1 protein-coding gene is annotated in these 2,261 nt (G+C 46.3%); it reads left to right on the top strand.

The window, feature by feature from the left end; translation table 11 throughout:
* The coding region (locus AC1DSE_RS34285; protein ID WP_477529016.1) for a glycoside hydrolase family 127 protein at nucleotides 1-1,863 on the top strand (1,863 nt) is incomplete at its 5' end.
* Between the last annotated feature and the right edge of the window lie 398 nt (nucleotides 1,864-2,261).

Genomic DNA, 2,261 nt, shown 5'->3' on the forward strand with positions numbered 1-2,261 from the left:
CCCTATCAATGGGATGCTATAAATGATCAAGTAGAGGGAGCCGAACGAAGCGGAGCGGTTCGTAATTTTAAAATTGCGGCAGGTTTAGAAAAAGGTGATTTTTACGGCTTCGTATTTCAAGATACCGATGTAGCCAAATGGCTGGAGGCGGTCGCTTATTTGCTTGAGACAAAGCCAGATGCTGGTCTAGAGCAAATTGCTGACGAAATGATCGACATTATTGAAAAGGCGCAGCAGCCTGACGGTTATTTGAATACCTTCTATACGATTAAAGAGCCGGGCAAGAAGTGGACAAATTTGACAGAGTGCCATGAGCTTTATACCGCAGGCCATATGATCGAGGCTGGAGTAGCTTACTATAAAGCAACAGGCAAGAAGAAGCTGCTTGAAATTGTATGCCGCATCGCAGATGATATTGCTGTCGTGTTTGGTGATGGACCAGGTCAAATCGCAGGATATGACGGTCATCAAGAGATTGAGCTGGCGCTTGTGAAATTATATGAGACAACGGGTGAACGCAAATATTTAGAGCTGAGCAGCTACTTTATTGATAAGCGCGGCCAGCAGCCCAGCTTCTTCGAAGCAGAGGCTGACCGCAGGGGCAGAACTTCCCATTGGAGCAATAATAAAATTCATATCGAAGCGGATTATTTCCAAGCGCATTTGCCTGTTCGTGAGCAAGAAGCAGCGGTTGGCCATGCGGTACGTGTCGTTTATATGCTTGCGGGTATGGCGGATGTTGCACGCGAAACGAGCGACGAGTCTTTGCTTGCGGCATGCCGCAGATTGTGGGACAATATAGCCTCCAAGCAGATGTACATTACTGGCGGTATTGGATCAATGGCGCAGGGCGAAGCTTTTTCATTCGATTACGATCTGCCAAATGATACGGTATATTCAGAAACGTGCGCATCGATCGGCCTTATATTCTTCGCTCATCGCATGCTTCAGCTCGAGCCTAACAGCCGCTATGCGGATGTTATGGAGCGTGCTTTGTACAATACCGTTATTGCAGGCATGTCGCGCGACGGCAGACATTTCTTCTACGTGAATCCGCTGGAGGTAACGCCGGATGTATGTGAAGGAAGAAACAAAAACTTTAATCATGTGAAGCCTGTACGCCAAGAGTGGTTCGGCTGTGCATGCTGTCCGCCTAATATTGCTCGCTTGCTTGCCTCGCTTGGCGAATATTTGTATTCCACAAAAGGTAATACCATTTATTCGCATTTGTATATCGGCGGAGAAATGGAGCTTTCATTAGGAGATACAAAAATCAAGCTTCATCAGCAATCCAATATGCCTTGGGCAGGTTCAGCACGTTTTGAGGTGACACTCGGCGAGCCGGCTGTATTCACTTTGGCGCTGCGTATACCAGACTGGTCTTCCAATGCAGCGGTACTCATAAACGGAGAAGCCTATTCCATTACGAATCAAATCGTGGACGGCTATGCGCGAATTGACCGGGAGTGGACGTCCGGCGACGTTGTGGAGCTTGCACTCGATATGCCTATATTACGAGTAAGAAGCCATCCGCTAGTGAAGCAAAATGCTGGAAAGGTAGCGCTGCAGCGCGGACCGCTCGTCTATTGCCTAGAGGAAGCGGACAACGGAAAGCAGCTTCAGCAGCTACTTCTGCCGCAGGATGCCAAGCTGGAGGAAACGTTTGAACAACATCTGATTGGCGGCATCCAAGTCATTAAGGCGCAGGCGCTGAAGCTTCAATTCGAGGATTGGGGCACTCAGCTTTACCGCACCAACGCAGACGCAGCTCTTGAGCAGACGGATGTTACGTTTATTCCCTATTACGCATGGGCGAATCGCGGCAAAGGCGAGATGGCGGTATGGGTGAAGGAACGACTATAGGCCGTTTGCATTCCAGCTTTTTTGAACTGAGATGATCAAAATAATTTGGCGATTGCTTACCGAGATTAATTCGGAAGTAATCGCCTTTTTTGTGTTGCAAAATATATAGTTTATAGGGTTGACACTATACTTTTTACATTGTGCAGTTTATTTTTTGAAATTACAATTTAATTAAACATGAATACGATTTATTTCATGCTATTATTGGCGTTATAACACTAATGAAATAAACGACATGTCATACTATACCTACAGGGGAGGGCATGAAAAATGATCCGAATACACAATGTGATTGAACAGTTAAAGGCTCCCATTGATCATATAGAAGGCAGTGTTGATACGTTAAAGTTTGGAAACGCTCAGACGGAGGTTAAAGGTATTGTCGTTGCCTTTATGGC

The organism is Paenibacillus sp. 01L418 (assembly GCF_056400045.1).